Consider the following 26,244-nt stretch of genomic DNA (forward strand, 5'->3'; position numbering starts at 1 on the left):
GTCGCCTTTGTTCACACTGAGGCAGACTTTGCCGGAATATGGCAGGAGTTGCAACTGATGAGCGCCCTCTCCTGGCGGAGAGAGCGCTGGCAAGCGGGATTACCCTTCGTTGTGCATCTCTAAGTTTTCCACTTCGTTCTGAAGCTGCACGGCTTTCGCATCATCATTACGCAGGGAATCGAGATAATCGAGGTACTGCTGGTCAACGTCTTTGGTGACATATACACCGTTAAACACCGAACATTCGAACTGTTGAATATCCGGGTTTTCAGCGCGTACAGCGTCGATCAGATCGTTCAGGTCCTGGAAGATCAATGCATCAGCACCGATGATCTGGCGGATTTCGTCCACTTCACGCCCGTGAGCAATGAGCTCGTTGGCGGTCGGCATGTCAATACCGTAGACGTTCGGGAAGCGAATTTCCGGCGCCGCAGAGGCGAGGTACACTTTTTTCGCCCCGGCTTCGCGGGCCATCTCGATAATCTGCTCAGAGGTGGTGCCACGCACGATGGAGTCATCCACCAGCAGTACGTTCTTACCGCGGAACTCGGCACGGTTAGCGTTCAGCTTACGGCGCACAGATTTACGGCGCAGCTGCTGACCCGGCATGATGAAGGTACGGCCAACATAACGGTTTTTCACAAAACCCTGGCGGTACGGTTTACCTAAGATGCGTGCCATTTCCAGCGCGATATCGCAGGAGGTTTCCGGGATGGGGATAACCACATCGATGTCCAGATCTTCCCATTCACGCGCAATTTTCTCGCCCAGTTTCGTACCCATATTAACGCGTGCGCTGTAAACGGAGATTTTATCGATGAAAGAGTCCGGACGGGCAAAATAGACGTACTCGAACAGGCATGGGTTGGAAACCGGATTATCCGCGCACTGGCGGGTAAACAGCTGACCTTTCTCGGTCACATACACCGCTTCACCTGGGGCGACATCGCGCAGGAATTCGAAGCCCAGCGTATCAAGGGCCACGCTTTCAGAGGCCATCATATATTCGGTACGCCCGTCACCCAGTTCACGTTTGCCCAGCACCAGCGGGCGAATACCGTTCGGGTCGCGGAAACCTACCATACCGTGGCCAATGATCATCGCGATGCAGGCATACGCCCCGCGAATCTGGCGATTGGTTGCCGCAATGGCCGCAAACACATTGTCTGCTTCCAGCGGATAATGGCGGAAGTTGTCCAGCTCGCTGGCGAAAATGTTGAGCAGGATTTCAGAATCAGAAGTGGTGTTGATGTGGCGGCGCTTTTCTTCAAACAGTTTGGTGCGCAGCTCATGGGCATTCGTCAGGTTGCCGTTGTGGGCAAGTGTGATGCCGTAAGGGGAGTTGACGTAAAAAGGCTGTGCCTCAGACGCACTGGAACTCCCTGCAGTCGGATAACGCACATGACCGATACCCATGTTTCCCTGCAGACGCTGCATATGGCGGGCTTCGAAAACATCGTTGACCAGACCATTTGCTTTACGCAGACGGAAACAATTATTCGCATCAATAGTAATGATGCCAGCAGCATCCTGGCCACGGTGCTGAAGCACCGATAACGCGTCATAAATCGACTGGTTGACCGGCATAAAACCGGCGATTCCGACAATACCGCACATACGTCTTTTTCCTCGTTAAGCCACATCTCAGAGCTAAACCCTGGGCAAGAAACTCGACGAACTTTGCAGATAGTCAAAGAACCATCTGATGATGAAACTGAATTGCGGGATAAACTGCGACTTCTGCCAGTCGTCACTTTTCGACAAGCCCGTAAAGGTATCAAGGAAGAACAGAATGGCGGCGACGATCAGCACGCCACGTAGCGCGCCAAAGCAGATCCCCAACACCCTGTCTGTGCCCGACAGGCCGGTTTTTTCCACAAGTTGACCTATCACGTAGTTAACGATAGCGCCAACGATCAGTGTCGCAATGAACAACGCCGCAATGGCGATTCCGTTGCGAACCAGTTCATCTTCAAAGCCCGTGAACCAGACTGACAGGTAAGTGTAGTAATGACTGGCAACAAAGAAAGCACAACCCCATGTCACCAGCGATAACGCTTCACGAACAAAGCCACGGATCAGGCTAACCAGACAGGAAAAACCAATCACCGCGATGATGGCGTAATCAATCCAGACCATATGTGTCCCACGATTAAACGCCCTGTCGTCCAGTTCGGGGCGAATTCTAACAGAAAAAGAAAACGTTTGCGTAGGGATTTCCTTCCCGCGCGTAAATAAAAATGGCGCTGAAAAAACATTCAACGCCATCGGTTCTTTAGCCTCTTCGGGCGTGTTTTTTAGTGTCGTAGATTTACATCGCCCCTCACCCTCTCCCTTGAGGGTTAGGGCCGGGGTGAGGGGGAACAAACCGCACACTAGTTCGCGCTATAGTTCATCACCACGCCGTTAAGACCTGAGATCTGCTTCAGCTCATCCAGCGAACCTTTCAGTTTGTCTTTCGACGCATCCGGCCCCACAAGAATGCGGGTTATTTTACCCGGGACTGGCGTCGTCGGCGACGTATAAACGCGATAACCCGCACCACGCAATTTGCCAACAATCTCCGTAACCTTATCGGCGTTCTTCAGCGCACCAAGCTGAACCACCCAGGCTTTCCCGGTCGGAACAGGTTTATCAGCAGCAGGTTGCTCTGCCGGCGGCGGCGTTGTAGCCACCTGCTCAACCGGTTTTTGCGGCTGCGGCTTCGGCTGCGATTTCTCAACAGGTTTAGGCTGCTCGGTACGGGCTGGGGTTGTGACTTGCGGGCTTATGTTACTGCTGGTGGCCTGACGCGTGGTGTCCAGCGACGGCGCTTCGGCATCCCCCGCCCGTACCTCTTCGGCAGCCCCTTCCGGCGGCTGTGCCGGCAGCGCCTGCGTGGCAGCAGGCATCATGTCTGGCTCATCGCGATCGCCCGGTTTTGGCACCAGCGGGATCGCGGCAAACTCATCCTGATAATGCTTTTTCTGCCCGTCCAGCAGACCGGGAAGAATAATCACCCCGAGTGCCACCAGCACAATGGTGCCCATCAAACGGTTCTGAAACTTACTCGCCACCGGTTCTCCCCGCATCCATCGCTTCCATGACATGTGCCACCGTGTGGAATGACCCACACACCAGCACGGTATCTTCGGCGTTTGATTCCGCCATTGCCGCATGCCAGGCCGTCGCAACATCCGGATAATCTTTGCCCGCAGGCAGATGTGCAATCAGCTGCTGCGCGGTTGCCCCACGCGGCCCTTCCAGAGGGGCACAATACCAGCTATCGACTACCGGCTCCAGACAGGCAAGCGTCCCGGCGATGTCTTTATCATGCAGCATACCAATGACCGCCAGAACGCGCCCTTTTTTCGGCTCTGCACTCAGGCGTCCCGCCAGATAAGCGGCAGCATGAGGATTATGCGCCACATCCAGAATCAGGCGCGGGTTCTCGCGCACAATCTGGAAACGACCAGGCAAAATCGCGCTGGCAATGCCATCACGAATAGCCTCTTCGCTCACCGTCAGACCACTGGCGCGGAGTGCCGCCAGCGCGGTGGCCGCGTTGGGTTGCGGTACCTGAGGCAGCGGTAATTCACTTAACGTGCCGTGGGCATCGGTAAAGCACCAGCTGTCGCCCTGCACTTCATACTGCCAGTCCACGCCGCGACGCATCAGCTGCGCGCCCTTCTCGTTCGCCACATCCGCAATGGTCTGCGGCATGTCACTTTCACCGACCACTGCCGGTTTGCCACCACGGAACACGCCCGCTTTTTCGCGGCCAATACTTTCGCGATCCGGCCCGAGCCAGTCGGTGTGATCCAGCGCGATGCTGGTTACGACCGCCACATCAGCATCCACCAGGTTAGTGGCATCCAGACGTCCACCGAGACCCACTTCAAGAATCACCACATCCACCTGAGCCTGCTTAAACAGCCACAGCGCCGATAGCGTGCCGTACTCAAAATAGGTTAAGGATGTTTCACCGCGTACCGCTTCGATTTCAGCAAAAGCTCGGGTGTGCTCACTTTCCACCAGTTCAGCATTCTGAATGCGCACACGCTCGGTATAGCGCACCAGGTGAGGTGAACTGTAAACGCCTACCTTAAATCCTGCGGCAAGCAGAATAGATTCCAGCGTGCGACAGGTGGTGCCTTTGCCGTTAGTTCCTGCAACGGTGAAGACAAACGGTGCCGGGCGCAACACATCAAGACGCGCTGCAACCTGACTGACGCGCTCAAGGCCCAGATCGATGGTTTTACTGTGCAGGTTTTCCAGATAAGAAAGCCACGCGGCCAGGGGCGACGTGGCTTGCAAATTGCGTTTAATTTCCATGATGCCCGTAGGTTTTTTTGACGATGTAAAAGCAAAAGGGCAGCGCCGCGATGGCACTGCCCTTCGGTATTATCAGGCTTCGGCTTCCTGATCCGGCACCGGTGGCACCACCACGCTCTCACGCGGTGCGTCCGGATTCGGTGCGGGCTGATTGGTCAGCTTCGCCAGCACGCTTGCCAGCTTAAAGCGCATTTCTGCACGGCGAACGATCATGTCGATCGCGCCCTTCTCAATCAGGAACTCACTGCGCTGGAAGCCCGGCGGCAGTTTTTCACGTACGGTCTGCTCAATAACACGCGGACCGGCAAAACCAATCAATGCTTTCGGCTCAGCAATGTTGAGGTCACCCAACATAGCAAAGCTTGCAGAAACACCGCCCATGGTCGGGTCGGTCAGCACGGAGATGTACGGCAGACCGCGCTCCTGCATTTTTGCCAGTGCCGCAGAGGTTTTCGCCATCTGCATCAGAGACATCAGAGCTTCCTGCATACGCGCACCGCCGGAAGCGGAGAAGCAGATCAGCGGGCAGTTATCTTCCAGCGCCTGTTCAACAGCACGGACAAAACGCGCGCCGACAACAGAACCCATGGAACCACCCATAAAGGCGAATTCAAATGCCGCAGCAACAACCGGCATGCCATGCAGCGTACCTTTCATCACCACCAGCGCATCTTTCTCGCCTGTCTCTTTTTGCGCGCTCGCCAGTCGGTCTTTGTACTTCTTGGAGTCACGGAACTTGAGCACATCTTTTGGCTCGAGTTCGCTACCCAGTTCCACCATTGAACCTTCGTCCATCAAGCTATGCAGGCGATTACGCGCTGTCATACGCATGTGGTGGTCACACTTCGGGCAGACCTCAAGGTTACGCTCCAGCTCGGCACGGTAAAGTACCTGGCCGCAGCTGTCGCATTTCGTCCACACACCTTCAGGGATGCTCGCCTTGCGGGTGGGGGTAATATTGCTTTTGATTCGTTCAATCCAGCTCATTGATAACCTTTATGCATGAACCTGGTAGCCCATAAATGGGGCACATTAAAACATAACAGTTCGAAACTTGGGATAAAAAAGTGGTCGAACCGCCGATGAGGTCTTATTTTGCCTGCCGTGCCGCTGCCCGGCGGTGACGAATAACCTCAATCACACCAGGAAGTATAGACACCACGATAATCGCGACAATCAGCAACTTAAGATTTTCCTGCACCACCGGCAGTGTACCAAAGAAGTAACCGGCATAAGTAAACAGCAGCACCCACAGGAACGCGCCTACGACGTTAAACAGGGCGAAATGACGATAGGACATATGCCCCATCCCAGCAACGAACGGCGCAAATGTACGCACGATCGGCACAAAACGCGCCAGAATAATCGTCTTCCCACCGTGTTTCTCATAAAACTGATGCGTTTTATCAAGATAAGCACGACGGAAAATTTTCGAGTTCGGGTTACTAAATAACTTGTCGCCAAACAGCCGTCCAATGGTGTAGTTCACCGCATCACCGACGATGGCGGCGATCAGCATCAGTAACACCATGACGTGAACATTGAGGTCGTTGGTCGCAAGCGATGCCAGCGCCCCGGCCACAAACAGCAGAGAATCACCGGGTAAAAACGGCGTGACCACCAGCCCTGTTTCGCAAAACAGAATCACGAACAGAATGGCGTAAACCCAAATGCCGTACTGTGCCACCAGCTCCGCCAGGTGCACATCGATATGCAGGATGAAATCAATAAGAAAGCGTATTACGTCCATATTGCCTATGCCTTGGTTGATTGCGACTAGTCCGCGAGGAACAACGGACCCATTGGCAATGCAGGTAGGTCGAAACGCGGTGGGTAATCCACAGCGACGAGATACAACCCTTCTGCTTTTGCCGTTGCGGCTGCCAGCGTTCTGTCCTTAGCTGCCAGTAGCTCTGCTATCCAACTCTCCGGCTGGTTACCGGCGCCCACTTCCAGCAGGCTACCGACGATATTCCTGACCATATGGTGTACAAAGGCGTTTGCTTTGATGTCGACCACGACGTAAGCGCCATAACGTTGCACCTGAATGTGCATCATAAAGCGCCAGGGCGTACGCGACTGGCACTGCACTGCACGAAACGAGGTGAAATCATTTTCACCGAGTAAACATTGCGCCGCACGCTGCATACGTTCAGCATCCAGCGGCAGATGGTAGTGCGTCACCCCATTGCCCAGTACCGCCGGGCGCAGACGATGATTGTAGATGACATAGCGGTACCGGCGCGCCGTGGCGCTGAACCGGGCGTGAAACTCATCCGGGACATGTTTCACCCAACGAACCGCGATGTCTCCAGGTAAATTCGCATTTACACCTAACGTCCAGGCCGCATCTTTACGCTCGGCGGTGGTTTCAAAGTGTACCACCTGCCCTGTCGCATGCACCCCGGCGTCGGTACGCCCGGCGCAAAACACGCCAATAGGCTCATTCGCCACCTGAGAGAGCGCTTTCTCCAGCTTTTCCTGAACGCTGCGCACTTCCTGCTGACGCTGCCAACCGTAGTACTTACTGCCGTCGTATTCGATGCCCAGTGCGATTTTCAGCAACGGCTTTTCCACAACGTCGGACATCAGTACAGATACTCCTGAATCAGTTTTTCGGCGATTTTGACCGACATCAGCGCACCGCCAAAGCGGACGTTATCGGCAACGGACCAGAACTGAATCTGCTCCGGCATGCCGTAGTCGTTACGCACACAACCCACGGACAAGTGCGCACTGCCTGAAGCATCAGCCACCTGCGTCGGGAAGTCACCTTCTTCTGACAGTGCAATGTCTTCGCTGCGGCCAAACGCATCACGGGCTTCTTCTGCCGCCAACGGGCGCATCGCTTCGAAGTTCACCATCTGAGCATGACCGTAGAACACCGGGGCACGCACGCTGTTGGCTGAAATCATCAGCCCTTCGTCCTGCAGAATTTTACGTACCTGATCGACCAGGCGACGGTCTACCGGCACGACGCCTTCGCGATCCGGCAGCATGGGCAGCATGTTGAAAGCTAACTGACGACCGAAGAAATCCTCTTCATCAACAGGAATACCATTCAACAGCTTGGCACTTTGCCCGGCCAGCGCATCGACCGCTTGTTTTCCCTGTGCTGAAACAGACAGCAGGTTCGTCACCGAAATACGCGACAGGCCGCCGTCGTCAATCAACGGTTTCAGCGCTGTCAGCAACTGGCTGGTCAGGGCGTCCGGCACGGCAATGATATTTCGGTTGCGGTAATCGCTCAGGACAAACGGGTTGACGTCTGGCACCACCAGCGGAACGTCCGGCTCCAGCGCAAACAGGCCGCTGGCATCGATGACCAGACACCCGGCGTTGGTGGCTTCTTCAATGTAATCGGCTGAAGCCTGCGCACCGGCGACAAAAAACGCCAGTTGTGCCTGCGTCCAGTCGAACTGAGCCACATCTTCAACACGCACGGTTTTTCCGTTGTAACGCAGTGATTCGCCCGCGCTTTCGTTGCGCGCCAGCGCATAAAGTTCGCCAACCGGGAACTCACGGGTGGACAGCGTTTCAAATAAGGCTTCGCCTACGGCACCGGTGGCACCCAGGACGGCAATATTCCAGCCTTCAGACATGGTGATTTACTCCAGAAAAAAAGCGTGCCTGCCAGATTATCCGGCAGGCAGCATTAAGAAGACATTAACGGGCTGGTTGATGAACCGCGTTGAAACCCAGTTTTTGCAGAAGTTCGGCGGCACTGGCATCGTCACACTGTACAAACAGCGATGACCACTCCCGACGCTCAAGATAATTTTTACGCAGCTTATCGAACTCACCCGGCACGCCTGCTACTTTTCGCAGCAGCGCATCGTCGCGACGCACATCATACACCAAATGAATCAGTCTTTTCAGAGCAGACTGATCGAGTGGGCCGTGCAGGGTGATGCGACCAAATTCCGGGGCAGGCAGAAGCGTCGACAGCGAGACCTGCTGACGCTGACCAATAAACTCGCTGAATGCCTCGAACACCTGGGTGGTGCCACGCGCTTTCCCTTCGAGGGTATAACCCGCAATGTGCGCGGTGCCAATGTCGGCCTTTTCAAGCAGAGCCACGTTGAGATCCGGCTCTGGCTCCCAGACATCCAGCACCACATTCAGTTCCTGACCCGCCTCAAGGCGGCGCAGCAGCGCGGCGTTATCGACAACCGGTCCGCGACAGGCATTGATGAGGATAGTGCCCGGCTTCAGACGCTGAATCAGCGCTTCATCGGCCAGGTGTAAACTTTTATAGGGTCCGTCTTTGAACAGCGGCGTGTGGAAGGTGAGTACATCTGCTTCACGAACCAACGCGTCCAGCGCGCGGAAATCCCCTTCGTCTCCCCGGTCAGCGCGTGGCGGATCGCACAGCAGCGTGCGTACGCCCCAGGCTTCCAGGCGCGCCTGCAGGCGACTGCCAACATTCCCCACGCCGACAATACCCACGGTGCGGTCACGCAGTGCAAAGCCATCACGCTCGGCCAGCATGAGCAGCGAGGAGAAGACATACTCCACCACCGCAATCGCGTTACAGCCCGGTGCGGCAGAAAACGCAATCCCGGCCTGCTGTAACCAGGATTCATCAACATGATCGGTTCCGGCGGTTGCCGTACCGACAAATTTGATGGCCGTGTCCTTGAGCAGCGCGTCGTTGACTTTTGTGACCGAGCGCACCATCAGCGCATCGGCATCAGCCAGTTCAGCAACCGGAATTGGACGCCCCGGCACAGCCTTTACCTCGCCCAGGCGACGGAATAAATCGCTGGCATAAGGCATATTTTCATCAACAAGGATTTTCACGTTACAGGACCTGTTTGAGTACGGGAATTCAGCCATCAAGTGTGCCATAATCTCGCCGCCAGGCATACCCGCAATGCCGCGTCACGACTTGCGAGACCCAGAGGATTTCCATGATGCAACCCATTCAGGGAGCGCCCGCGCGCCCTCCCGGGCAAGACCCGACACCGACCACCAGCGTGGCTGGCGAGCAGCCGCTCTCCACTATTCAGCGTACCGTGCTGGAACGCTTGATTACGCGCCTGATGGCACTGACGCAACAGCAAAGCGCCGAGGTCTGGGCTGGCGTGAAGCACGATCTGGGTCTGAAAAATGACGCCCCGTTGCAGTCGCGCCATTTTCCGGCTGCAGAGCAGAATCTCAATCTGCGCCTGGAAACCGCAACGCAAAACCACACAACGCGTCAGGTGGTTTCACAACTTACCGAACTGCTTAGTCAGGGAAATAACCGCCAGGCTGTCAGCGATTTTATTCGGCAGGAATTTGGCCAGACTGCATTAAGCCAGCTCACGCCGCAGCAACTGAAAACGGTGCTGACGCTGCTGCAAAACAACCAGATGGCGATTCCACAGCCCCTGCAACGCCCGGCGACTGACCGCCCGCTCCTGCCAGTGGAACACAATTCGCTTAACCAGGCCGTCACCAAACTGGCCGCGGCGACAGGCGAATCCGGCAAGCTTATCTGGCAGTCGATGATGGAACTGTCCGGGGTGAAAAGTGGCGAACTTATCCCGGCGAAGCACTTTGCGCCACTGATGACCTGGCTACAGGCACGTCAAACGTTAAGCCTGCAAACCTCGCCCACGCTGCATACGGTACAAGCTGCGCTCAAGCAGCCGCTGGATGACACCGAATGGCAAAACATGAATGATTACGCCCGCCAGAACTGGCAGGTGACGCCGCAAACGGTGCTGACCACCGCCCAGGTGCAGGATATTCTCAATCAGGTCTTCCTGCGTCGCGCTGAGCGTTCGCAAGGCCCTCTGGAAGCACGCGATATTCAGCCGATCTACAGCCCGCTGTTTGCGCCGATCATGGAGAGCGTGAAGAACCTTTCCGCTCGTCCCGGCCTGCTGTTCGTGGCCCTGCTGGTCGCCTTCGCGATTATCTGGATTGTTATCTAAAAAAATCCCCTCCGGGTAGAGGGGATGTCTTCTTACAAATCGCTACCGTTATTCTTGATGGTTTCTTTGTACCAGCCGAAGGATTTCTTGCGGCTACGCTCAAGCGTTCCGTTACCTTCATTGTCTTTATCAACGTAGATAAAGCCGTAGCGTTTTTTCATCTCCCCGGTGCCTGCTGACACCAGGTCGATACAGCCCCACGGGGTGTAACCCATCAAATCCACACCATCTTCCACGACGGCTTTTTTCATCTCACGCAGGTGATTTTGCATGTATTCGATACGGTACTGATCGTTCACCGAGCCGTCGCTCTCTTTCTGATCGATAGCACCAAAGCCGTTCTCAACGATAAACAGCGGCAACTGATACAGATCGTAGAAATAGTTCAGGGAGTAACGCAGGCCCACCGGGTCAATTTGCCATCCCCAGTCCGAGGCTTTCACGTACGGGTTTTTAACCAGGCTTTTGGTTTCGTCGTAATCCAGTTGCGGGTTATCGGCAGTCGCTTTGGTGGCAAACGACATGTAATAGCTGAAACCGATGTAATCCACACAACCCCGTTTCAGGATCTGCAGATCCTCAGCGGTAATGTCGAGGTCAAAACCTTTACGCTCGAAATAGTTAAGGATATGCCGCGGGTAATAACCACGGACATGCACATCGGTAAACCAGTAGCGGCGGTGCATCGCGGCGACGGACATCATCATGTCATCCGGGTCGCAGGTTAGCGGGTAAATCGGGCACATGGCGATCATGCAGCCAATCTGGAAATCAGGATTAATGGCATGACCCGCTTCTACTGCCAGGGCGCTTGCCACCAGCTCATAGTGAGCAGCCTGATACATCACCGGCTCGCGATTTTCGCCCTCTTCGTATTTCAGGCCAGAGTTAGTGAAGGGGGCAAAATCCTCGTGATAATTCGCCTGGTTATTAATTTCGTTAAACGTCATCCAGTACTTCACCTTGGTTTTATAACGGGTGAAAACAACGTTGGCAAAGCGGACAAAGAATTCAATTAATTTGCGGTTACGCCAGCCGCCGTATTCGGTGACCAGGTGATAAGGCATTTCAAAGTGCGAAAGGGTAATAACCGGTTCAATATTATATTTCAGGCATTCATCAAAGAGATCGTCATAGAACTGTAATCCCGCTTCATTCGGTTCCAGTTCATCACCTTTCGGGAAAATACGCGTCCAGGCAATCGAAGTACGAAAACATTTAAAGCCCATTTCGGCGAAGAGCTTAATATCACCGGTATAGCGATGGTAAAAATCAATCGCTTCATGGTTCGGATAATTTTTACCAGGAAGGACGCCATTGGTAATTTCACGGGGCACACCATGAGCACCGGCAGTCATCACATCCGCCACGCTAATGCCCTTTCCGCCCTCTTTCCAGCCACCTTCAAGTTGATGTGCAGCTACCGCACCACCCCACAGAAAATCCGCTTTAAATCCTGCCATGCATCTCTCCTTTCTCTCAATTGTGGTATCAGAATAAGACAGTAAATAGCGTATTTAATCGACTATAACAGCCCTTAAATTGAATAGAAACGATGCAAAAAATTATATCAATGGAATATGTTACATCAATAAAACGTGATGTTTTTTCTGTGCCCTGGCGCGTATTTCTTTAAATTAGGCAGCATATTAATGTGCAAATAATATGACCCTCGAATGACGAGGGCCATATTTACGTTTATTTTCTAAATGCAATTAAGGTCAGTAAAATCCCGACAACGGCAGAAATAGCCGCCGCGAGAAACACGGAAGGATAACCCAAAGAGGTCGCCAGAAGTCCGGTCAACGGCCCGGTCACCCCATAGGCAATGTCCTGAAACGCCGCATATCCCCCCAGAGCCGTCCCACGTACCTGCGGCGGCACACGTTTCACCACTTCAACGCCCAGTGCCGGGAAGATAAGTGAACAACCGCATCCGGTCAGTGCCGCCCCGATCAGAGCAACACTGGCAACCGGCGCCTGCCAGAGCAGAAGAAGGCCGGCAGTCTCAATAAATAACGAAACAACGGCAACCCGTACACCGCCAAAACGGTCTGGCATCCAGCCGAAGAAGAGACGCATCATCACAAAAGTGCCGCCAAACGCCGTCAGCGTGAAGCCCGCCATTGACCAGCCTTTGCTGACAAAATAGAGCGAGACAAACGTGCCAATTACCGCAAACCCGACGCCCTGTAACGCTAACCCCAGGCCTGGCTGCCAGATAAGTCCAACCACACTCCAGAGTGACGGGCGCTTACCCGAATGAGGCGGCGTTTTTCTCACGCCCGCATTAAAGGCCAATGCGAGTATCGGCAACGCCATGGTGATCAGCGCAAGCCAGGCAAAACCCAACCGGCTATGTATGAGCAGCCCCAGCGGGGCGCCTACCGCCAGCGCGCCGTAAATTGCCATGCCGTTCCAGGACATCACTTTACCGGAGCGAGTCGGCCCAACAAGGCCCATCCCCCAGGTGAGTGTCCCGGTCAGAAGCTGGCTTTCACCAAAGCCCAGAATCAAGCGGCCTACGATCAGCAAACCAAATTTTGCCATCGGCTCGACAGGCAATAGCGCAGCGAGCAACCAGGCACCACCTGCCAGCGCACAGGCGAACATGCCTTGTATCGTCGAACGTTTGGCACCGTGCTGATCCGCCAGTCGCCCGGCATAGCCACGGGTTAATACGGTCGCCAGAAACTGAATGCCCACCGCCACGCCCACCAGGGTGTTGCCGTAGCCCAGTTCACTGTGCACGAAAAGTGGAATAACCGGTAAAGGCAAGCCGACGGTCATGTAGGTCAAAAACACCGCGCAGGCAAGACGAAACAACGAGACGTTGGGTGAGGATGAAACAGATTGAGTGTCAACAGACATGCATTACTCCATACCGCAGAGTAAGGCGAGGAATAGCCACGCCCCCTCTACCTGAGGTCCAGGATTAAGGTGCGTTGGATAACGTTAAACGCTTACGCATTATCAGAGGGTGATAATGTTGCGCAGGGAGTTTGCCTGCCTGGTAGCGACGTTGTCAATGGCAAATAAGAGGCATAAAAAAAGGGAGCCAGACGGCTCCCTTCTTCGTGAATCAAACAGTTACTGGAGCTTACGCATTACCAGTGTGGCGTTGGTACCGCCGAAGCCGAAGCTGTTGGACATCACGGTGGTCAGCTGACGGTCAGTCGGCTCAGTCACAATGTTCAGACCTTCTGCCTGCGCATCCAGCTCATCAATGTTGATGCTTGGCGCGATAAAGCCGTGTTCCAGCATCAGCAGAGAGTAGATCGCTTCCTGCACACCAGCCGCACCCAGAGAGTGACCGGTCATCGCTTTGGTTGCAGAGATAGCCGGGCTATTGTCGCCGAACACTTCGCGAATCGCACCCAGCTCTTTCACGTCACCGACTGGCGTAGAGGTACCGTGGGAGTTCAGGTAATCGATCGGTGTGTCCACACCGTGCATTGCCATCTTCATGCAACGCGCTGCACCTTCACCTGACGGCGCGACCATGTCTGCACCATCAGAGGTTGCACCGTAGCCGACGATTTCAGCGTAGATGTGCGCACCACGCGCCAGAGCATGTTCCAGCTCTTCAACCACAACCATACCGCCGCCGCCTGCGATGATGAAGCCATCACGGTGTGCATCATAAGTACGGGATGCTTTTTCCGGGGTTTCGTTGTATTTGGTGGACAGTGCGCCCATCGCGTCGAACTCACAGGCCATTTCCCAGCCCAGCTCTTCGCCGCCACCAGCAAATACGATGTCCTGTTTGCCCAGTTGAATCTGCTCTACCGCGTTACCGATACAGTGTGCGGAAGTCGCACAGGCGGAAGAGATGGAATAGTTAACACCGTGGATTTTGAACGGCGTTGCGAGGCACGCGGAAACCGCTGAGCCCATCGCTTTGGTCACAACGTAAGGACCGACTGCTTTCAGTCCGCGCGGGCTACGCATGGCATCTGCACCAAAGACCTGCGCCTTGGAGGAGCCGCCGGAACCTGCAATCAGGCCCACGCGTGGATTATTCTGGTAAACCTCTGCAGTCAGGCCAGCATCAGCAATGGCTTCCTGCATGGAGAGGAAAGCATAAATGGAGGCGTCGTTCATGAAACGGACCACTTTGCGATCGATAAGACCGGTGGTGTCCAGTTTTACATTGCCCCACACGTGGCTACGCATACCGGAGTCAAGAAACTCCTGGGAGAAAGTGATCCCTGAGCGTCCTTCACGCAGAGATGCCAGGACTTCCTGCTGGTTGTTACCGATGCTGGAAACAATGCCCAAGCCAGTAATCACTGCACGTTTCATTCAATACCCCTGTAAGTCGCACTAATTTAAGTTTCGAGTCGCAAGATAGCGTACACTTGTACGCCGAACAAGTCCGATCAGACAATTTATGGGTAAATTTGCGCCTGACGGCCTGCATCGTTAAGATCGTGCCACTGCCTGTCCGACGAGTAACTTACGTGAAACATACCGCTATACAATCTGCCAACCTCGAGTTCAACGCTGAGGGTACACCTGTTTCCCGAGATTTTGATGACGTCTATTTCTCTAACGATAACGGGCTGGAAGAAACCCGCTACGTGTTTCTCGGCGGCAATGCATTAGCCACCCGCTTTCCCGACCATCAGCGCCCGCTGTTTATCGTGGCGGAGAGCGGTTTCGGCACCGGACTTAACTTTCTGACGCTCTGGCAGGCTTTTGATGCCTTCCGCGCGGCGCACCCGCAGGCTACCCTGGAAAGATTACATTTCATCAGTTTCGAAAAATTCCCCTTAACCCAGGCCGATCTCGTACTCTCGCACCAGCACTGGCCTGAACTTGCCCCCTGGGCCACGCAGTTACAGGCACAGTGGCCCCTGCCCCTCGCAGGCTGCCATCGTCTGCTGCTGGATGAAGGTCGTGTCACGCTCGATTTGTGGTTTGGGGACATCAATGAACTGACCGATAAGCTCGACGACTCTCTGAATCAGCAGGTGGACGCCTGGTTCCTTGACGGTTTTGCTCCGGCGAAAAACCCGGATATGTGGACGCCGACACTGTTTGCGGCCATGGCCCGTCTGGCCCGTCCCGGCGGTACGCTGGCGACGTTCACCTCTGCGGGATTTGTTCGCCGCGGGTTGCAGGACGCGGGCTTCACCATGCAAAAAAGCAAAGGCTTTGGGCGTAAACGTGAAATGCTCACCGGCGTGATGGAAAATAATACGGCTCCCGTCCCGCGTACCCCCTGGTTTGCCCGCAGTGGAACAGAGAAACGTGAAGTCGCTATCGTTGGCGGCGGCGTTGCCAGTGCATTGCTCTCGCTGGCCCTGCTGCGACGCGGCTGGCAGGTTACGCTCTATTGTGCTGATGAAGCACCTGCCCAGGGGGCGTCTGGTAATCGCCAGGGGGCACTTTATCCGTTGTTGAGTGCACACGATCCGGCATTAAGTCAGTTCTTCCCGGCGGCCTTCACCTTCGCCCGCCGCCTGTATGATGCGCTTCCCGTTACTTTCGACCACGACTGGTGCGGCGTAACCCAACTGGGTTATGACGAAAAAAGTCAGCACAAAATTGCCCAGATGCTGTCGCTGGATTTGCCGCAGGCCATCGCCCATGCCGTTGATGCCGAACAGGTATTACAGATGTCGGGCGTCGAGACCCAGTGCGGCGGTATTCACTACCCGGCAGGCGGCTGGCTGTGTCCGGCAGAATTAACGGCGGCAGCGCTGTTACTCGCCCAACAGCAGGGTTTGCAGATTCACTATCGTCACGACGTTGAAAGTCTGGAACAAGAGGGCCATAGCTGGCAGTTGAAACTGCAGGATGGCACAACGCGCACGCATGAAAGCGTGGTACTGGCGAACGGCCATAAGGTCAGCGATTTCACGCAAACGGAAAAGCTGCCGGTCTACCCAGTCGGTGGGCAGGTCAGCCATATCCCGACCACCCCTGCCCTCAGTCAACTGCGTCAGGTGCTTTGCTACGACGGCTACCTGACACCGCAGAATCCGAACAATCAGCACCACTGCATTGGCGCAAGCTACCATCGCGGCCAGCGGGACATCGTCTATAGCGATGAAGATCAGCAGAGTAATCGCCAGCGCCTGATTAACTGTTTTCCGCAGGCTCAGTGGGCAACTGAAGTGGATGTGAGCGATGGTGATGCGCGTTGTGGCGTACGTTGTGCCACCCGCGACCATCTGCCACTGGTCGGCAACGTGGCAGATTATGACGCTACCCTGCGGGACTATGCTGATTTAATGGAGCAGCAGGATAAAGCTATCAGCGCGCCGGTTTACCCGGGACTGTTTATCATTGGCGCATTGGGTTCGAGAGGTCTGTGCAGCGCACCGCTGGCGGCCGAGTTGCTGGCGTCACAGATGAGCGAAGAGCCATTGCCGTTAGACCGTGAGACGCTGGCGGCCATGAATCCTAATCGGTTATGGGTGCGGAAATTGCTGAAAGGCAGGTTGGTGAAGTAAGCGCAACTTGTTGCCCTTTCCCAGCGGGAGAGGGCAACAACACAGCGTCAGTTTGCCTGCGCTTTCTGGAACAGAGTGTCCCACATGCCCAGCACCAGCGCCTGATCCGGCGGAGACAGCTCGCCTGCCTGAATGGCTTTTTCCAGACTCACGGTGACACGGTTGTGCAACGCCTGCGCGGAGTGATCGTCACCGCTTTCCAGGTCAGCCACGGCCAGCGTCAGGTGACCGCGCAGATAACCGCCCGCAAACAGCTCATCGTCACTGGCGTATTCAACCATGTCATCAATTAACGCCAGGATGCGTGTTTCAAATTCTGCGATCATCTTCTTTCCTCAGTTAAGATCTTCCGGCCACGGGAAGTGTTCCGCCGTGAATTCAGGCGTGTGGTAATAATTTTGCAGCGCTTTAATAAAGCGCGCCGGACGTTCAGGAATGCCCTTTTCAAGATATTCCATCACCTGCGCATGCACGCGGCGCTGGAAAACAATACGGTCAGGCTCGAAATCCCCTTCCAGGTTGTCGCAGCTGACGTTAAACGGATAACCCGCCGCCACGCAGAACAACCAGTCAAACGCCTGGGGTTTCACTTCAACATCTTCAAACTGGCACTGGGTTTGCGCATCGCGCCCGTCCGGGCAGTACCAGTAACCAAAATCGACCAGTTCGCGACGGGCTTTTCCGGCAATGCACCAGTGGGAAATCTCGTGCAGAGCACTGGCATAATAGCCGTGTGCAAACACGATGCGGTTATAAGGCACGTCCGCATCCGCTGGCAGATAAACAGGTTCGTCATCGCCTTTAATCAGGCGGGTATTAAACTCGTCGGCAAAGCAGCCGTCGAAAAGTGTAATCAGTTGTTCGTAGTTATGTGTTGTATTCATGCACCCATCCCCAGAAACTGGAGAATCTCCTGCCCGTGGCTATCAAAAAGTAATTTTGCACTCATCACCGCTGAGACAATCACAATCATCGGACGAATGAGTTTTTGCCCTTTACTGAGCACCAGTCGGGAACCCATGCGCGCACCAAGGAACTGCCCGATGAGCATCACAAACCCGGTAGCCCAGATAACCTTGCCGCCAATAATAAACAGCAGCAATCCACCCAAATTGGAGGTGGCATTCAGCACTTTGGCGTGTGCCGTCGACTTCGCCAGGTTAAACCCGGCAAGCGTCACAAACGCCAGCGCGTAAAACGATCCGGCACCCGGACCAAAGAATCCATCATAAAAACCGACACACCCGCCTGCTACAAGCGCAAACGGCAGACCATGCAGACGACGCTGACGGTCCTCTTCACCCAGTTTTGGCATCAGCAGAAAATAGAGACCAATGCAGATAACGAGAATCGGCAGGATCTGGCGCAACACATCTGATTTCACGTACTGCACCAGCAAAGCGCCGCTGGTGGAACCAATAAAGGTCATCAGAATATTGAGTTTCTGATCGGCCAGGCTAACGACCTTGCGGCGCACAAAGTAGATCATTGATGAGAACGAGCCACCGCAGGCCTGAAGCTTGTTGGTTGCCAGCGCCTGCGCAGGGGTCATGCCCGCCGCCAGCAGCGCGGGTACGGTCAGCAGACCGCCGCCACCCGCGAGGGCATCAATAAAACCGGCCAGTAAAGCCACGAAAAAAAGTACCGCCAGCATCAGCGGCGATACCATAAATAATTGCAGGAAAGTGTCCATTACAATACGTGTTCGTCCAGTAGTGCCTGACAGGAAGGGGGCAACGGCGGCGGCGTGGTTTTCTCCGGCGTCGTTGACGGTTTAGCAGGTTCAAACCAGCTTTGCAGTTCCGCACCGCAGCCATCGCCTGCTGGCGGTGGCGCCTGATCTTCACACTCCAGGCTATCCGCCGGGCAGCGCAGACGCACGTGCATGTGGGCACGATGCTGGAACCATGGGCGCACTTTACGCAGCCAGTCGCGATCCGTTCCTGCATCCAGGCAGAGCTGCTGTTTGATAGCCGGATTAACGAAAATACGCGTGACGTCGTTATCCTTCGCCGCCAGTTTGATCATGCTGCTGATTTCGGGTTTCCAAAGCGCAGGTACCACGGATTTGCCGCTGCGGGAGACTAAGTCCAGCGCCTGCGGTTTTAGCAACTGCGCCGACGACCAGCGAGCTTTCGGCAGTTGCAAAAAGATATCCACGTCGAGACCCGACTGGTGGCTGGCGTGGCCACCGTTAAAACGCCCTCCCGCAGGCATTCCCATATCGCCAATCAGCATCGTACCCAGCCCCAGATTATGTACCTGGTTGCCGAGACGCTGAATAAACAGAATCAGGTCCGGGTGGCCGAAATAACGGCGCTGATCGGTGCGCATCACCTGATAAGTGTCCGACTGCAACGGCAGTTCGTGAGCACCCACAATGCAACCATTGGAAAAGGCACCAATAGACTGCGGCGTGCCGGTGACGGGATGGGTAATCTTCTGCCAGGGCGTTGCCGCCTGGCAGGCCATGCTGGCGGCAAGCGCCAGCAGTGCGAGGGCTATTTTCTTCATCGTTTACCAGCGAGGAATTGTGGTCGTCACATCGCCATTTTGCGCACGCTGGCGCATAAAGTGATCCATCAGGACGATAGCGAGCATCGCTTCGGCAATCGGAACCGCACGGATGCCAACGCAAGGATCATGGCGACCTTTGGTTATCATCTCGACTTCTTCGCCAAAACGGTTAATGGTGCGACCCGGCACGGTAATGCTGGAGGTCGGTTTCAGCGCAATATTGGCAACGATTTGCTGCCCACTGCTGATGCCGCCCAGAATGCCGCCCGCATGGTTGCTCTGAAAACCGTCTTGCGTAATTTCATCACGATTCTGGCTGCCGCGCAGGTTGACCACGCCAAAGCCGTCACCAATCTCGACACCTTTTACCGCATTGATGCTCATCATGGCATGTGCGATATCGGCATCCAGGCGGTCAAACACCGGTTCACCCAGCCCTGCCGGTACGCCATCGGCCACAACGGTCAGTTTCGCACCGATAGAGTCGCCCTCTTTCTTCAGGCCACGCATCAGTTCATCCAGCGCGTCAATCTTGTCCGGATCCGGGCAGAAGAACGGGTTCTGTTCAACCAGGTCCCAGTCTTTGATCTCCAGTGGAATATCGCCCATCTGAGTCAGACAACCACGGATCACAATGCCGAATTTGTGGGCAAGGAATTTCTTGGCAATCGCACCGGCCGCCACGCGCATCGCGGTTTCGCGTGCGGAGGAACGACCGCCGCCACGATAGTCACGCAGACCATATTTCTGTTCGTAGGTGTAATCAGCATGACCAGGACGGAACACGTCTTTAATAGCGCTGTAATCCTGCGAACGCTGATCGGTATTTTCGATCAACAGGCCGATGCTGGTACCGGTCGTCACGCCTTCAAATACGCCGGAGAGAATTTTGACCTGGTCCGGCTCGCGACGCTGCGTGGTGTAGCGAGAGGTGCCTGGACGGCGACGATCCAGATCGTGCTGAAGGTCGGCTTCGGTCAGTGGGATGCCCGGCGGCACACCGTCGACGATACAGCCCAGCGCGATGCCGTGGGATTCGCCGAAGGTGGTGACGCGAAACAGTTGTCCAATTGTATTTCCTGCCATCACGGCTCCGTTATTTTGATGTTGTTGTTGAGCGTTTACTTAATCTTTGTAGATGCTGAAGTGTTCGCGGGCAGCAATAAGCTGGGCTTTGGTCAGCATAAAGACACCGTCACCGCCGTTATCAAACTCAAGCCAGGTGAACGGTACGTCCGGATATTGGTCCATCAGATGTACCATGCTGTTGCCCACTTCACAAATCAGAACACCGTTGTCAGTCAGGTAATCCGGTGCGCAGCCGAGGATACGGCGCGTGAGTTTCAGACCATCGCTACCCGAGGCCAGACCCAGTTCCGGTTCATGGCGATATTCAGACGGCAGGTCGTCCATATCTTCTTCATCCACGTACGGCGGGTTAGTGACGATCAGGTCGTACTGGACTTTCGGCAGGTCGCGGAACAGATCGGAACGAATCGGCGTGACGTGATGAATCAGGCCGTGCTCTTCAATGTTGTGCTCGGTGACCGCAAGGGCGTCCGGGGAGATGTCCACCGCATCCACTTCGGCTTCCGGGAAGGCATAAGCACTGGCGATGGCAATACAGCCGCTGCCGGTACACATATCCAGAATGTGCTGCGGATGACCGTCAATCAGCCCGGCAAAACGGTTGTTGATCAGTTCACCAATTGGTGAACGTGGAACCAGCACGCGCTCATCGACATAAAATTCGTGGCCGCAGAACCAGGCTTTATTGGTGAGGTAAGCCACCGGGATACGCTCATTCACGCGGCGAATGACACGCTCAACAATACGATGACGCTCGCTGGAGGTCAGGCGGGCATTGCGCATCTCTTCCGGGATATCCAGCGGCAGGTAGAGGGTCGGCAGCACCAGTTGTACGGCTTCGTCCCACGGGTTATCAGTACCGTGACCGTACCAGATATTTGCCGCGCTAAATCGGCTGACCGACCAGCGCAACATGTCCTGAATGGTATGCAGTTCACTCACTGCTTCATCGACGAAAATTTTATCCACTTTATCCCCCAGGACATGCTCTCTTTAAATTCGGCGGCTAGTTTGCCATGAAGGCGGCGATAAATCAGCATTGACGCTTACACTGCGGGCGTAAAAATGCATTTTGCTGAAAAGCGGAGGCCGAGTCAGGTAAACTAAAAGAAATAAGAGATGAGATGAACAGATGAAAAAGAAAGCATCGCTCAGCGAGGAGGAGCAGGCACTTTTCCGCCAGCTGATGACCGGCACCCGTAAACTCAAGCAGGATACGGTGGTACATCCGCCGACGCGCAAGAAGGTGAGCGAAGTCCCGGTAAAACGCCTGTTGCAGGAACAGGCCGACAACAGTCACTATTTTTCTGATGAATTCCAGCCGCTCCTCAATACCGAAGGGCCGGTGAAATATGTTCGTGACGACGTCAGCCACTTTGAGCTGAAAAAAATTCGCCGTGGTGACTACTCCCCGGAGCTGTTTTTAGATTTGCACGGTCTGACGCAGATGCAGGCCAAACAGGAACTGGGCGCGCTGATTGCCGCATGCCGCCGCGAGCATGTATTTTGCGCCTGTGTGATGCACGGGCACGGTAAACACATCCTGAAGCAACAAACACCCCTATGGCTGGCGCAGCATCCACACGTGATGGCCTTCCATCAGGCACCTAAAGAGTACGGCGGAGATGCCGCAGTGCTGGTGTTGATTGAAGTGGAAGAGTGGCAGCCGCCAGAGCTCCCCTGAGTGAGCGTCAGAAAGTAAAAAAGCCGCACTTAATGGCGGCTTTTATTCACGGTCCGGCGAATCAGATAGCTTTAGCCATCTTCAGGTTGCAGGGACTCATTTGCCAGTTAAAGACACCTTTACCGCTTTCATCCAGCGTGACGCTGGCAATGGCGGAAGTGGTAAACATTGGCGGTGCTTCACCCGGACAGAGCTCGGACACCAGGTAGCCTACCAGCGGCAGGTGAGAAATCACCAGCACCGCAGCGGTACCTTCATTGGCCAGAGCCTGCAAATAGGCACTAACCAGACCAATATCACCGCACGGAGTCAGTTCCGGCAGGACATCCACGTTGTCAGGCAGGTTCATACATCCCCCCACCTCTTTCAGTGTTTGCTCAGCGCGCAAGAACGGGCTGACCAGAACACGGTCGACATCCACTTTTTGGCCTTTCAACCAGGTTGCCATTTGACGCGATTCGTCACAACCACACGGGGTTAAGGGACGAACAGAGTCGCTGGCTGCATCGAGGGCTGCATCGCCGTGACGCATGATAAAAACTTGCATATTGCACCGCTTTTGTTAACCAGAAGCATCAATATTCCCGCGTGAAACAGTTCCATTACGACGGAAATTATCAATGGCCGGGCATTGTGCCTTATCCATTCACTGAATGAAACGCTGTCTTTTACCCTAATGCCGTAAGTATAGTCAATCACTGTTTACTAATTGACCACGACAATTTCATTCAAAGCTGGATTTACCCTTTTTTGACCTTAACTTACAAAATCAGTTTCCTTTTTGACCCAAAAAGTTTCGCCCTGCTCAGCCATTTGTAACAAATGCTGACAAGGGGAGAAACGCGCCCCATAAAGCGCGGTCAGGCGCTGGAGGACAGCAACCACTTCACCCGCGCCAAGGGAATCCATATAGCGGAACGGGCCACCCAGAAACGGTGGAAAACCAATGCCAAATACGGCGCCAATATCGCCATCTCGCGGCGAACGAATGATCTTCTCGGCATGACAGCGTGCGGCCTCGTTAAGCATCATCATCACGCAGCGTTCAGCCATGCTTTCAGCTGACAATTTGCCTGCCCCGGGCGCCCCTACGAGCGAGTAAATTGCCGGGTCAGGCTGTTTGTTGCTTTTACGCCCTTTCTTACCGTAAAGATAGAAACCGCGACCATTTTTTCTGCCTTTGCGATCGTCATTCAGGATTGCCGAAACGACACTTGCAGGGGCACCAAATCGCTCGCCGTATGCGGCTTCGAGTACAGGGATAATTTTAGTCCCGGTATCAATTCCCACTTCATCCAAAAGTTGGATGGGGCCAACCGGGAAACCAAACTTCACCAGAGCTTTATCAATCTGTTCAATGCGTTCACCTTCACTGAGCAAACGCATAGCCTCGCTTATATAAGGTGCGAGAATACGGTTTACGTAAAAACCGGCTTTGTCAGCCACCACAATCGGTGTTTTGCCCTGCTTCTTCGCCAGCTTCACGACCGTCGAGATAGTCTGCTCTGACGTCCCGGCATGTGGAATGACTTCCACCAGTGGCATCTTCTCGACCGGACTGAAAAAATGTAATCCGATAACCTGTCCCGGCCGACTCGCTTTTGCGGCGATATCGCCGATAGGCAACGAAGAGGTGTTGGAGGCAAAGATGGTCGTAGGATCACACTGCGCTTCGACCTCAGCCACCATCTGCTGCTTGAGGGCTAAATCCTCAAACACCGCTTCTATTACAACGTCGCGATGGGCGAAGCCACGGTAATCCGTCGTGCCAGAAATGCGTGCTATCTGCGCATCACGTTCTGCAGGTTTAAGATGGCGGCGACGGACCTTTTTATCAAGCTCCTGCCAGCTATATTGCAGGGCATGATTGATCCCTTTCGGATTAATATCTTTTATGCGAACCGGCAGGCCGCCTTTCACGGCGGTGACATAGGCAATTCCCCCGCCCATCAGCCCGCCGCCCAGAATACCGACCGTGCGCAATGGGCCTGCTTCAACCTCGCCACCAGGGTCTTTTTTCACCTCGGTGCTGGCGAAGAAAATATGGCGCAGAGCGCGAGATTCTGGCGTCATCGCCAGTTCACCAAAAGCACGGGCCTCAGCCTCATAACCACTGCTGCTGCCCTGACCCAGGCCGGTTTCTATCACGCTCAGAATGTGTGAAGTGGCGGGATAATTTCCCTGCGTTTTTTGTTCGGTCTTTTTGCCAACCATACGAAATAGCACGGCCCGTCCCAGTGGGCTGGCAAGCACGCGTTCACGCACCGGCAGATGACGACTGGCAGGACGTCCCTGAGTGGCAAGTTCGACCGCCGCCTCAAGCAGAATTGACGCAGGTACCACCTCATCCACCAACCCGGCTTTAAGGGCCTGGCGGGCGCGCAATTGCTTACCGGTCAGAATCATCTCCAGCGCAGTACTCACCCCTATCAGGCGCGGCAAGCGTTGTGTGCCGCCGGAACCGGGCAGCAACCCCAGTTGCACTTCCGGCAAACCCAACACGGTTTTGGCATCATCAGTACAAACACGGCGATGACAGGCCAACGCCAGTTCCAGACCGCCGCCGAGACAGGGTCCATGAATGGCCGCGATCACCGGGATCGACAACCCATGAATCTCCGACATAATCTTTTGCCCCTGTCGGGCAAGATCTTCAGCCTCTTTCGCGTTCTGGCAGCGATCGATCATGTGGATGTCTGCCCCGGCTATAAAGTTGTCAGGTTTGCCAGAGATAAACACCACGCCACGGAGACTTTTATTCTCACGAATTTGCTTGAGAATAGCGCGCACCTGGGTGCCAAACTCGGCCTTCAGGGTATTCATTTTCTCGCCAGGCACGTCAACGGTGACGACAGCGACAAAATCAGGGCGAACGGTCAGGGTAAATGCCGACATCATTTCCATTATTCAGCCTCCAGAACCATAGCCGCACCCAGCCCACCTGCCGCACAGGCGGTGACAAGACCAAATCCTCCGCCACGGCGGCGAAGTTCATTGAGCGTTTGGGTGATCATACGTGCGCCGGTGGCAGCAAACGGATGACCGTAAGCAATCGAGCCCCCCAGCACGTTGAATTTGCTGTCATCCACATCCCCGGTTGCCTGCGAACGCCCCAGCACATCGCGGGCAAAACGTTCGCTTGCCATCAGCTTCAGGTTGGTCAGCGTCTGAGCAGCAAAGGCTTCATGCATATCAAACAGGGTCAGATCCGCAAGAGTCAGCCCGGCCCGATCAAGCGCCAGCGGTGTCGCCCAGGCTGGCCCCAACAACATGTCCTGCTGTACATCAATGGCAGTAAAAGCATAGCTGCGCAGATAGCCCAGCGGCTTCAGCCCCAGTTCGCGGGCACGGGATTCAGTCATCAGGATCACTGCCGCTGCACCGTCGGTCAGCGGCGTACTGTTCGCAGCGGTGACTGTGCCATGTTTGCGATCAAACGCCGGGCGCAGCTTCGCGTAGTCTGCCAGGCTGGAGTTTTGGCGCACATTATTATCCTGCACCAGCGGTTCGCGATAAGGCGGTGAATAGGCGGTCATCACCTCGTCGTTTAGCTTGCCCTCGGCCCAGGCCTGGGCGGCAAACTGGTGTGAGCGGTGAGCCAGTGCATCCTGCTCTTCGCGGGTAATAGAATAGCTTTTTGCCATCTGTTCGGCGGTATCGCCCATACGAAGACCCGTCGAGTATTCGACCACAGCGGGTGGTACGGGGAGCAGGTCATGTAAACGCAGACGAGAGAAAAGTTTGAGTTTTTGCCCCAACGTTCGTGCTTTATTAGCATCAACTAATGTGCGGGCCAGATTTTTACTGACGCCGATAGGCAGAACAGAAGAGGAATCAGCCCCACCGGCAATACCCGCTCTTATCGTTCCTGCCATCAGACTTTCGGCCACATTCGCCACTGCCTGAAAACTGGTCGCACAGGCACGGCTCACACTGTAGGCATCGGTGTGCACACTCATCCCGGTTCCCAGCACTATCTCACGGGCAATGTTAGGCGCTTCAGGCATTTGAACCACCTGACCAAACACCAGTTGTTCAATAATGTCTGGCGGAATTTCACTGCGAGCGAGCAGCTCTCCCACCACCATTTTTCCAAGCTCAATGGCCGGAACACCATGGAATGCTGTCGCCTGACGAGCAAATGGCGTGCGCAATCCACTGACAATAGCGATGCGGTCCCCCTGACGGGTGACAAGCGATAATGCCTGACTCATAACACTCCCCTGTTAACAGCATAACTCACAAAGTGGTC

24 protein-coding genes are annotated in these 26,244 nt (G+C 54.9%); 3 read left to right on the plus strand and 21 right to left on the minus strand.

Annotation, left to right across the window (positions count from 1 at the left end):
• Window positions 1–99 precede the first annotated feature (99 nt).
• The 9 genes from purF to pdxB form a co-directional block, all read right to left on the minus strand.
• On the minus strand, window positions 100–1,617 hold the full coding sequence (gene purF / locus AC5JPW_RS19120; RefSeq protein WP_494242698.1) for an amidophosphoribosyltransferase: 1,518 nt from the start codon (window positions 1,615–1,617) through the stop codon (window positions 100–102).
• A gap of 33 nt (window positions 1,618–1,650) precedes the next feature.
• The gene (gene cvpA, locus AC5JPW_RS19125; protein WP_494242699.1) at window positions 1,651–2,139 is read right to left on the minus strand and encodes a colicin V production protein; all 489 of its coding nucleotides are present in this window, start codon (window positions 2,137–2,139) and stop codon (window positions 1,651–1,653) included.
• A 236-nt stretch (window positions 2,140–2,375) separates the two neighbouring features.
• Window positions 2,376–3,056, minus strand: a complete 681-nt coding sequence (gene dedD / locus AC5JPW_RS19130; RefSeq protein WP_494242700.1) for a cell division protein DedD — start codon at window positions 3,054–3,056, stop codon at window positions 2,376–2,378.
• On the minus strand, window positions 3,046–4,314 hold the full coding sequence (folC, locus tag AC5JPW_RS19135; protein ID WP_494242701.1) for a bifunctional tetrahydrofolate synthase/dihydrofolate synthase: 1,269 nt from the start codon (window positions 4,312–4,314) through the stop codon (window positions 3,046–3,048). Before folC ends, dedD begins: the two co-directional genes overlap by 11 nt.
• A 72-nt stretch (window positions 4,315–4,386) precedes the next feature.
• Complete coding sequence (gene accD / locus AC5JPW_RS19140; protein WP_494242702.1) at window positions 4,387–5,301, minus strand: acetyl-CoA carboxylase, carboxyltransferase subunit beta; 915 nt, start codon at window positions 5,299–5,301, stop codon at window positions 4,387–4,389.
• Between the two features lie 103 nt (window positions 5,302–5,404).
• Window positions 5,405–6,064, minus strand: coding sequence for a DedA family protein (locus AC5JPW_RS19145; RefSeq protein ID WP_494242703.1), 660 nt, complete (start codon window positions 6,062–6,064; stop codon window positions 5,405–5,407).
• A 26-nt stretch (window positions 6,065–6,090) separates the two neighbouring features.
• On the minus strand, window positions 6,091–6,903 hold the full coding sequence (gene truA / locus AC5JPW_RS19150) for a tRNA pseudouridine(38-40) synthase TruA (protein WP_494242704.1): 813 nt from the start codon (window positions 6,901–6,903) through the stop codon (window positions 6,091–6,093).
• The gene (locus tag AC5JPW_RS19155; protein ID WP_494242705.1) at window positions 6,903–7,916 is read right to left on the minus strand and encodes an aspartate-semialdehyde dehydrogenase; all 1,014 of its coding nucleotides are present in this window, start codon (window positions 7,914–7,916) and stop codon (window positions 6,903–6,905) included. The genes truA and AC5JPW_RS19155 overlap by 1 nt, the downstream gene beginning before the upstream one ends.
• 64 nt (window positions 7,917–7,980) lie before the next feature.
• On the minus strand, window positions 7,981–9,117 hold the full coding sequence (pdxB, locus tag AC5JPW_RS19160) for a 4-phosphoerythronate dehydrogenase PdxB (RefSeq protein ID WP_494242706.1): 1,137 nt from the start codon (window positions 9,115–9,117) through the stop codon (window positions 7,981–7,983).
• 113 nt (window positions 9,118–9,230) lie between these two features.
• Between pdxB and flk the strand changes: the two genes are divergently transcribed.
• A complete protein-coding gene (flk, locus tag AC5JPW_RS19165) occupies window positions 9,231–10,238 on the plus strand; it encodes a flagella biosynthesis regulator Flk (protein ID WP_494243876.1) in 1,008 nt (335 codons plus the stop codon).
• Window positions 10,239–10,270: 32 nt separating this feature from the next.
• On the opposite strand, the gene AC5JPW_RS19170 is transcribed toward flk, so the two are convergent.
• From AC5JPW_RS19170 to fabB, 3 genes are all read right to left on the minus strand, one after another.
• On the minus strand, window positions 10,271–11,701 hold the full coding sequence (locus AC5JPW_RS19170; protein ID WP_494242707.1) for a 6-phospho-beta-glucosidase: 1,431 nt from the start codon (window positions 11,699–11,701) through the stop codon (window positions 10,271–10,273).
• Window positions 11,702–11,936: 235 nt separating this feature from the next.
• Window positions 11,937–13,109 (minus strand): MFS transporter, encoded by a 1,173-nt coding sequence (locus AC5JPW_RS19175; protein WP_494242708.1) that lies wholly within the window; start codon window positions 13,107–13,109, stop codon window positions 11,937–11,939.
• 219 nt (window positions 13,110–13,328) lie between these two features.
• Window positions 13,329–14,543 carry a beta-ketoacyl-ACP synthase I gene (gene fabB / locus AC5JPW_RS19180; protein ID WP_494242709.1) on the minus strand — a complete coding sequence of 405 codons (1,215 nt, stop codon included), beginning with the start codon at window positions 14,541–14,543 and terminating at the stop codon, window positions 13,329–13,331.
• A 158-nt stretch (window positions 14,544–14,701) separates the two neighbouring features.
• Here fabB and mnmC point away from each other — a divergent pair, with 158 nt between their 5' ends.
• Window positions 14,702–16,702, plus strand: coding sequence for a bifunctional tRNA (5-methylaminomethyl-2-thiouridine)(34)-methyltransferase MnmC2/FAD-dependent 5-carboxymethylaminomethyl-2-thiouridine(34) oxidoreductase MnmC1 (gene mnmC, locus AC5JPW_RS19185; protein WP_494242710.1), 2,001 nt, complete (start codon window positions 14,702–14,704; stop codon window positions 16,700–16,702).
• A 47-nt stretch (window positions 16,703–16,749) separates the two neighbouring features.
• Here mnmC and AC5JPW_RS19190 read toward each other — a convergent pair whose 3' ends face one another.
• Genes AC5JPW_RS19190 through prmB form a run of 6 tightly spaced genes read right to left on the minus strand, consistent with a single transcriptional unit; the run spans window position 16,750 to window position 21,277 of the window.
• Complete coding sequence (locus AC5JPW_RS19190; protein ID WP_494242711.1) at window positions 16,750–17,028, minus strand: YfcL family protein; 279 nt, start codon at window positions 17,026–17,028, stop codon at window positions 16,750–16,752.
• Window positions 17,029–17,037: 9 nt separating this feature from the next.
• Window positions 17,038–17,586 carry an elongation factor P hydroxylase gene (locus AC5JPW_RS19195; protein ID WP_494242712.1) on the minus strand — a complete coding sequence of 183 codons (549 nt, stop codon included), beginning with the start codon at window positions 17,584–17,586 and terminating at the stop codon, window positions 17,038–17,040.
• Entirely contained in the window at window positions 17,583–18,395 is an 813-nt protein-coding gene (locus AC5JPW_RS19200) for a sulfite exporter TauE/SafE family protein (protein WP_494242713.1), read from the minus strand. The genes AC5JPW_RS19195 and AC5JPW_RS19200 overlap by 4 nt, the downstream gene beginning before the upstream one ends.
• Window positions 18,395–19,216: a penicillin-insensitive murein endopeptidase gene (gene mepA / locus AC5JPW_RS19205; protein WP_494242714.1), complete on the minus strand. Its 822-nt coding sequence runs from the start codon at window positions 19,214–19,216 to the stop codon at window positions 18,395–18,397. The genes AC5JPW_RS19200 and mepA overlap by 1 nt, the downstream gene beginning before the upstream one ends.
• Before the next feature lie 3 nt (window positions 19,217–19,219).
• The gene (gene aroC, locus AC5JPW_RS19210) at window positions 19,220–20,305 is read right to left on the minus strand and encodes a chorismate synthase (protein WP_494242715.1); all 1,086 of its coding nucleotides are present in this window, start codon (window positions 20,303–20,305) and stop codon (window positions 19,220–19,222) included.
• A 39-nt stretch (window positions 20,306–20,344) separates the two neighbouring features.
• Complete coding sequence (prmB, locus tag AC5JPW_RS19215; protein ID WP_494242716.1) at window positions 20,345–21,277, minus strand: 50S ribosomal protein L3 N(5)-glutamine methyltransferase; 933 nt, start codon at window positions 21,275–21,277, stop codon at window positions 20,345–20,347.
• A gap of 163 nt (window positions 21,278–21,440) precedes the next feature.
• On the opposite strand from prmB, the gene smrB reads away from it, so the two are divergent.
• On the plus strand, window positions 21,441–21,992 hold the full coding sequence (gene smrB / locus AC5JPW_RS19220) for an endonuclease SmrB (protein WP_494242717.1): 552 nt from the start codon (window positions 21,441–21,443) through the stop codon (window positions 21,990–21,992).
• A gap of 61 nt (window positions 21,993–22,053) precedes the next feature.
• Here the strand turns inward: smrB and sixA are convergent, their stop codons facing one another.
• The 3 genes from sixA to fadI all read right to left on the minus strand — a co-directional run bounded on the left by sixA (window position 22,054) and on the right by fadI (window position 26,206).
• A complete protein-coding gene (gene sixA, locus AC5JPW_RS19225; protein WP_494242718.1) occupies window positions 22,054–22,539 on the minus strand; it encodes a phosphohistidine phosphatase SixA in 486 nt (161 codons plus the stop codon).
• 209 nt (window positions 22,540–22,748) lie between these two features.
• Window positions 22,749–24,896 (minus strand): fatty acid oxidation complex subunit alpha FadJ, encoded by a 2,148-nt coding sequence (fadJ, locus tag AC5JPW_RS19230; RefSeq protein WP_494242719.1) that lies wholly within the window; start codon window positions 24,894–24,896, stop codon window positions 22,749–22,751.
• Window positions 24,896–26,206 carry an acetyl-CoA C-acyltransferase FadI gene (gene fadI, locus AC5JPW_RS19235; protein ID WP_494242720.1) on the minus strand — a complete coding sequence of 437 codons (1,311 nt, stop codon included), beginning with the start codon at window positions 26,204–26,206 and terminating at the stop codon, window positions 24,896–24,898. Before fadI ends, fadJ begins: the two co-directional genes overlap by 1 nt.
• Window positions 26,207–26,244: the final 38 nt, after the last annotated feature.

The sequence above is a fragment of the Phytobacter sp. genome, from assembly GCF_059074235.1.